The following is a 6,963-nucleotide window of genomic DNA, read 5'->3' on the forward strand; positions in this document are numbered from 1 at the left end:
AGCTATCTTGTCAAAGTATCTGTACCAAACATTTCCTGATATGTGAATTCATATTCTACCAGATTGGAATCTGAGGCGCCTGTCAGATCGAACTTTGTAGCAAATAAAACAACTGCATCATCTCTATAAGCAATGTGTGAATCGCCATCGCTAACAATCCATTCCGCAATTTCCATGGAAGATTCGTCGCCGTATTTTTCTTTAACTATTTTTTTGAAGTCATCGTCACTTCCTTTAAAAAAATCCTTAAAAGATAATTTCTCGCCGGTAGTCAGATCAAATATAAGTTGATTATTAGCATAGGCTCTGCTTGCACCTCCGATAGCGCAACAGGAGGAAACATCTACGGTCAGAAATTTATCGTTGATAACGTTAATGGAATCAATGACATCATTATCAAAGCACATTCCGGAATAATCATGAGGATGAAAATCACATTCTAAGTCTACAGAGTAACTCTGCAAACCATCTAATTCTTTTTGCATATATTCGTTTATCTTTGGCGCACCTTCAGTATAGTTTTCAGGTAGCTTAATAATTTCTATAGAACATGAATATACCTCTTTTCCGCATTTCTTACATGTAACGTTATAAGATTTATTCATAATTTCGGCAATTGTATCCTTTCGGATCTCTTCTGTGCTTTCGACATCAAAATCCGGATTATTCATCAGGTCTTTGATTATATCAATGTAGGTATAATTCTTTTTCTTGCCATGATCCATATAATCGTCATTATAAACACTGATCTGAGCACTTCCCTGATCTTGAACAAGCTCAGATTCCATTTCGATCAGTTTTTTATTTTGGGATTCACATGCGGTTGCAAGTATAAGTATAGAAAGCGGAAGTATTATTCGTAATCTCATTGTTTTTCCTTAAATAGATGAAGTTGAAACTTTGGTAAATTATATTTATGCTGAAGCTCTTCGCCCATCTCAAAATACTCTTTTCTAGTCAATTCACGTTCCTTCGAAGAACTATCAGAATAGTAGATGTCCTCCTGGTACTCACCCTTTTCCCTGTCAAAGATGGTAGTATTATAATAAATACCTTCAATAAACTCCTGCTTTCCCGCTGTGTATTTAAAATATTCAGTACTATAATAGTCATCCGGATAATATATCTCTTTTACAAAAACGCCGTCTTCATATAAAACATACCACTCTCTGTCTGAAAGGCTTTCAAATACAGGAACAACTTTACCGTCTCTAATGGTATACATGTTGTCAATATACACATCATTTGAATTGTCTTTCGAGCCGGCAGTTCCCAAAAGTAATTCGTCTACTCCGTCCCCATCAATATCCGCTTGTAAATATCCAAAACTATCATTCTTTAAATTCCACCACATGCAAGATGTATACCATTCATACTGCTTCGCCCGATCATAAAAAGTATCTTCATCAGATTCTTCCATTACATCCAGTAAGTTCTTTATATCTTCAATAAGCTCATCATACGAATTGTAATCTGCAATACACTTCTCTGATATGTTTGTTGTTTCCAAAGTTCCTTCCGAAGCAGCATCTTCAGTGTTTGCGGTACTCTCCTCATTGCTTAATGCGCTCTCTGCTTCGTCGGTCACGCCGGACTCGTTGTCTGAATTCTTATTTGAACCACATCCTGCGGTTATTAATAAAATCATCAATGCTATGCCAATAATTGCTATAATTCTATTTCTTTTTAGTATTCTCATTATGTATCCTCATCCCGGTAGTAAATGCAAAAGGATATACAAATTTCCTTTCTATTCCGTTATCGAATTTTACGGTGAACTTGGTCGGCACTTCATCGTCATCCCAAGAAACATCTGTTATAATGCCTTCTCCGTATTTTGTCTGAATTATCCGTTCTCCGATAATAAGATTGTCCGGAACATTTACGCCGGATGTAACGGGAACAGATTTCTTTTTTAGAAGCGGAGTCGGTTTTAACAAAACGTTTTCTACCTTTTTCGCATTTGCATGCGTTTTTGCCATATCCTTCTTTTTCTTGGGTGAAAGCTCGCCTGTAAATACAGATGGTGCATCATCGTATTTAAGTATTGTCAGATTATCTTTTGCCCTGGTGATGCCCACATAAAAAATCCGGCGTTCCTCTTCGTAATCGCGCTTCTCTTGTGATGTTGCGCTCTTAAAGTTCTTGATCATCTTGCCGGGAAATACGCCATTTATCACGTCCATCAGAACAACATTATCATATTCAAGCCCCTTGCTGGAGTGGATGGTCGAAAGAATAAGTTTTGCCCTATAGTCTTCTCTCTTTTCCGTCAGTATCTTGCGAAGCAGGTCGAGTCTTTCAAGGAAACCGGGAATGGTCTTTTCTTTTTTTGCCAGCATCTTTAATATAAAGAGCTTATTTGTGGCAATGTTGTTATCTTTCAGATAATCACCATATCCCATATATTTATCAATACGATTAAGCGCTTTGGCCGGAGGCTCCAAAGCCAAGTTTCTAAAATGTGTTCTGAGAGACCTTACATTCCCGAGGACTCTCCCGTTTAGATCAATACTCTCTGCGGCATCCAAAATACCGATGTGCTTTCTGTCTGCTATATAGATCATTTTCTCTGCATCAGGTTTGCGAAGATATGTTTGGAACTTGAAGTAGATATTCATAAAAAGCGCAGGATCCGACGGATTTAACGCAAATTTCAGTATATTGGCAATATCAGCCACTACTCTGTTTGAGAAAAAAGACATATCAGTGCTTTTTATTCTATAAGAAAAATCTTCTCTCTCGAGAAGATCGATAAGCGGAATAATACTTTCGTTATCCCTGTAGAGAATCGCGAGCCCTGAATCACTTGCCCCGGCCATTTCAAAAAGATATTTATATTGCGAATCTCTGCTCTTTAATGTTACGTAGTTTATTTCTGAAGAAGCTTCTCTTTCTGCGCACATATGCTTATTGTGGCGGTTAAAGTTCTTTTGTATAAAAAGATCTGCCGTCTCAACAATCTTGGCATTTGATCTGTAGTTTTTATTCATTACGAGAACTCTTGCACCTCTATGGTCTTTTTCAAAATTAAGAAGTGCATCGGGGTATGCGGCTCTAAAACCGTAAATACTCTGGTCTTCATCTCCCACCATGAAAAGATTACCGTTTTCTCCGGCAAGAAGTGAAATTATCATATGCTGGCTTTTTGAAGTATCCTGTGCTTCATCTACACATATGTATTTGTATCTGTTCTTGAAAAAAGAAAGCATCTCCGAAGAACTTTTGAGCATTCTATAGGCATAGATCATCTGATCGTCATAATCCATCAAACTTCTTGCTTTTAATTCTGCATTGTAACGATCGTATATTTTAAAGAGGTCTAGTCCTTCGTCTTCTCCGCGCTTTTTTATCTCTTCTTCCGTAAGAAGCATGTTCTTACAATATGTTATAAGAGTGCGAACGTTCTTTATATCGCTTTCTGTGGGATACTCTTCCATTACTTCGGTATATATGTCTGTAAGGATTTTTCCGGATAACTTATCGTCCGTTATAAGATCAAAAGGCTTTTTGCCGATACGTCTTCCATATTCTCTTATTATTTCGTAGCAGATTCCATTAATTGTCCTAAATTCAAGTAAATTAGATGAAGCTCTTCCAAATACAGATTCAAATCGTCTTGCCATATCCTTCGTTGCGGCAACGGTATAGGTAAGAGTGAGTATATTTTCAGGTCGTATTCCTTTTACATAGAGCATATATCCGAGACGATTTATAAGGACCGTTGTCTTGCCGCTTCCCGGAACTGCAAGAAGCAGAACGAAGCCCTCAACCGATCTTACAGCTTCAATCTGCTCATTATTAAGTTTTTGTCCGTATTTATCAATAAATTCCTTGTCTGTCATTATTTCCTTTTCGCTTACCATTTCCTCAGATACCATCGAGCCTATCATCTATTGAAGCCTGATCATTTCCAAAATGACAGCTGTTTCTTCATATATTCCTTTACGTCCAAACCGTAGATTTTCTGAAGTCCATCGCCTTCCAGTAAAATCTCTTTTGTCCCCTTTAAAACTATCTGTCCGTCCTTCATAAATATAAACTCATCGCCAATCTCAATCGCTGAGTTAATATCGTGAAAGACTCCGATAAGCGTATGCCCGCTGTCCTTCTTCCACTCTTTCAAAAAAAATTCGAGCTCTGCCCTGTATTTTAAATCAAGGTGATTGGTCGGCTCATCGAGTATGATTATAGGCGTCATCTGCGCCATTGTACGTGCAAGAAGCATTCTCTGCATCTGTCCGCCCGAAAGGCTGCTTATCTGGCGGTTTCTGAGATCTTTTAGCCCGTTCTTTTCTATGCACTCGGAAACTATCTCTCTGTCTCTTTTTCCCGGAATTCCGAGGAAATTATCAGCGTACAGATACCTTCCAAGCATCACGGCTTCCTCGACCGTATATGAAAAGTAGATCTGCGAGATCTGGCTCAGCATGGCCATCTTGGATGCGATCTCTTTTCGCTTAAGCTTTGAAACCTGCTTGCCCTCAAGACTTATACTGCCCTCATACGGAAGCATTCCCGAAAGTGCCCTTAGAAGCGTCGTTTTGCCGCATCCGTTTGCTCCGAGGATGCAATAGCTCTTGCCCTCTTCGATATCAAGATTTATCCCGTTCAGAACAGGATTCTCGGAAGGCGTTCTGCCGTAGCCGCATATGACATTTTCACAACGTATCAGCATAGCTCACTCCCTCCCCTTAAAATAAATCCAGACAAAAACAGGAACACCGATCATAGCAGTCACCGCGCCGACAGGGATTTCTCTCGGTGCCATTATCGTCCTCGATACCATGTCGGCAAGTGCCATAAATACGCCGCCCAGGAGCATCGACATCGGAAGGACCACGCTGTGCTTTGCGCCAAATATCTTTCGCACGATCTGAGGAATCGTAAGATCCACAAATCCGATGATCCCCGAAAAGCACACAGCCGCGCCCGTAAGGAAAGACGCTATCGCAAGGAGCATTGTCTTTTTCCTCTTAATATCAACACCTATGCTCATCGCCTGCTCTTCGCCAAAAGTCATGATATCAAGCTCTCTGTGGAAAAAGATAAGAAGAAATCCGCCTATTAACGTGCAAATGCAAAGTGCGGCGACATGAACCCATCTTTTTCCCGAAAAAGAGCCCATCTGCCACATGATAAGTCTCTGCACGTGCTCGCTCGACATTGTGCTAAGTATCGTGAGCATCGCATTTACAAAGAGCGAAAAAACCATACCGAACAGGATCAATGTGTTGTTGTGCATATTCCTGTCGATTCTTGCCGCAAAGGCAATTACGAGGAAAACCGTAAGAAGTCCCGCACCAAAGCCTGCTGCCGGAAGAAGGAAGTATCCAAGCACGCTCCCCGCGGCTCCCGTTATGATCACAACTGCTGCACCAAGGGATGCCCCCGCAGAAACGCCCATCGTGTAGGACGAAGCCAAAGGATTCTGAAGAACCGCCTGCATCACGGCTCCGCTAAGAGACAGCGCAGCTCCCGCAAAAAAAGCGCAGAAAACCCTTGGCATCCTGATTTCCCACAGAATTGAAACGTTCGAGACGTTTACCGCGTCCGGAAGCGCCTTTCCAAACATCTTATACGCAAGAATGTCCGCCATCTCACGCGCGGAAAGAAGAACGCTCCCCGCGCATATACACAGCACCAGCGATATAGCCGTGATCAATATGATAAAAAAGATTTTTCTTATCTGTTTCTTTGTATTCATATCTTATGCTGCAGGTTTTTCCTCTTTTGCATTGTCATTTGCAAAAGGATCTTCCAGATCCTTGTACACTTCGGGATAAATAGCTTTTGCCATCTCGACCATAGCGCTTACCACGTGGTGGTTTGGTCTGTTCACAGTGTCATTGTCAATCTGATATACAGCTTTGTCTTTGATCGCAGTTACATTCTCCCAGCCGCTCATTCCAAGAAGCACGTTTATAACATCATCAGTATACATATCAGCAGTGAGAATAACCTGCGGATTCATCGCGATTGCTGCTTCCTCTGTAAGTGCCGGCCAGTCATCCTTTTCTTTTCCCGCAACATTCTCAGCACCGATAAGCTCAATCATCTCGGTGATATATGTGCCTGAACCTGCGGTGTAGATTGTAGGAGACTCGGCAGACGGTGTAAAGAGCTCAAAAAGAACCTTTTTCTTTTGATCATCCTTTATATTCATTGCTACATTCTTTATTTCAGCGATGCTATCTTGCATTTCAGCTACGATTTTCTTTGCCTCATCATTCTTTTTTACAACGTCTCCGATGAAAAGAATATCTGCTTCAATATCAGCTAAGCTCGCACTGCTTGGTATATCGCAGACGCAGATTCCTGCTTCTTTTACCGAAGCAAATACATCCTCGCCGTGGCTCGCGCTCATTCCTGTCGTAAAAACAACATCGGCGTTCAGTGAAACAATCTTTTCCTGATCCGGTGTCATCATGTCGAACTGAGGAATATCAGCTTTGAGATCTGCTGAATAACTGCCATAAGAATATGTGTCGCAGGCAACGATCTTGTCACCAAGTCCAAGGTCAATAAGAATCTGTGTTGTAGAAGGCGCCATAGATATGATGGTCTCTACATTTTCAGGAACTTCGATGGGATTACCGCTCCTGTCGGTCTTTCCATTCTGCGCTGTGTCATCCGACGAACTACCTGATGTACCGGCGGCTGCATTTTCTGATAAGCTCCCTTCAGCTCCCGCCTCGGCGCTTACCTCCGCGCCTGCTTCCTTCGCGCCATTATTTGCACAACCAAATACTCCGGTACACATCATTGTGAGCACCAATGCCAATTCTAAAAATCTCTTTTTCATACTTTCTCCTCTATCGCTTGATTTTTTTATGTTTTCACATCAAAAGAGGCAAAAATCACTTTTTGCCCCCTGAATCTCAACATTATGCATTCTTGAACATAAAGTTCAAGAATGCATCAACCAAGCCAATTTGAATCGACTTCGTCGATAGGGCTTGG

The 6,963-nt window shown here is 41.2% G+C and carries 6 protein-coding genes; all 6 read right to left on the minus strand.

What is annotated here, in order from left to right:
* Nucleotides 1-2: 2 nt before the first annotated feature.
* Nucleotides 3-869, minus strand: coding sequence for a hypothetical protein (locus T356_RS0114170; RefSeq protein ID WP_026515049.1), 867 nt, complete (start codon nucleotides 867-869; stop codon nucleotides 3-5).
* A complete protein-coding gene (locus tag T356_RS0114175) occupies nucleotides 866-1,699 on the minus strand; it encodes an FG-GAP repeat protein (RefSeq protein ID WP_026515050.1) in 834 nt (277 codons plus the stop codon). Before T356_RS0114175 ends, T356_RS0114170 begins: the two co-directional genes overlap by 4 nt.
* Nucleotides 1,677-3,845 (minus strand): ATP-dependent helicase, encoded by a 2,169-nt coding sequence (locus T356_RS0114180; RefSeq protein WP_026515051.1) that lies wholly within the window; start codon nucleotides 3,843-3,845, stop codon nucleotides 1,677-1,679. The genes T356_RS0114175 and T356_RS0114180 overlap by 23 nt, the downstream gene beginning before the upstream one ends.
* A gap of 62 nt (nucleotides 3,846-3,907) precedes the next feature.
* A complete protein-coding gene (locus T356_RS0114185; RefSeq protein ID WP_026515052.1) occupies nucleotides 3,908-4,678 on the minus strand; it encodes an ABC transporter ATP-binding protein in 771 nt (256 codons plus the stop codon).
* 3 nt (nucleotides 4,679-4,681) lie between these two features.
* Nucleotides 4,682-5,707: a FecCD family ABC transporter permease gene (locus T356_RS0114190; RefSeq protein WP_026515053.1), complete on the minus strand. Its 1,026-nt coding sequence runs from the start codon at nucleotides 5,705-5,707 to the stop codon at nucleotides 4,682-4,684.
* Between the two features lie 3 nt (nucleotides 5,708-5,710).
* Nucleotides 5,711-6,805 carry an ABC transporter substrate-binding protein gene (locus tag T356_RS19590; protein ID WP_051563456.1) on the minus strand — a complete coding sequence of 365 codons (1,095 nt, stop codon included), beginning with the start codon at nucleotides 6,803-6,805 and terminating at the stop codon, nucleotides 5,711-5,713.
* Between the last annotated feature and the right edge of the window lie 158 nt (nucleotides 6,806-6,963).

This window comes from Butyrivibrio sp. LB2008 (genome assembly GCF_000621565.1).
GTDB lineage: Bacteria > Bacillota > Clostridia > Lachnospirales > Lachnospiraceae > Butyrivibrio.

Coding starts and splice junctions, on each gene's coding strand:
- T356_RS0114190 (WP_026515053.1), bottom strand. CDS start 5,707: ATGAATACAAAGAAACAGATAAGAAAAATCTTTTTTATCATATTGATC.
- T356_RS0114170 (WP_026515049.1), bottom strand. CDS start 869: ATGAGATTACGAATAATACTTCCGCTTTCTATACTTATACTTGCAACC.
- T356_RS0114185 (WP_026515052.1), bottom strand. CDS start 4,678: ATGCTGATACGTTGTGAAAATGTCATATGCGGCTACGGCAGAACGCCT.
- T356_RS19590 (WP_051563456.1), bottom strand. CDS start 6,805: ATGAAAAAGAGATTTTTAGAATTGGCATTGGTGCTCACAATGATGTGT.
- T356_RS0114175 (WP_026515050.1), bottom strand. CDS start 1,699: ATGAGAATACTAAAAAGAAATAGAATTATAGCAATTATTGGCATAGCA.
- T356_RS0114180 (WP_026515051.1), bottom strand. CDS start 3,845: ATGACAGACAAGGAATTTATTGATAAATACGGACAAAAACTTAATAAT.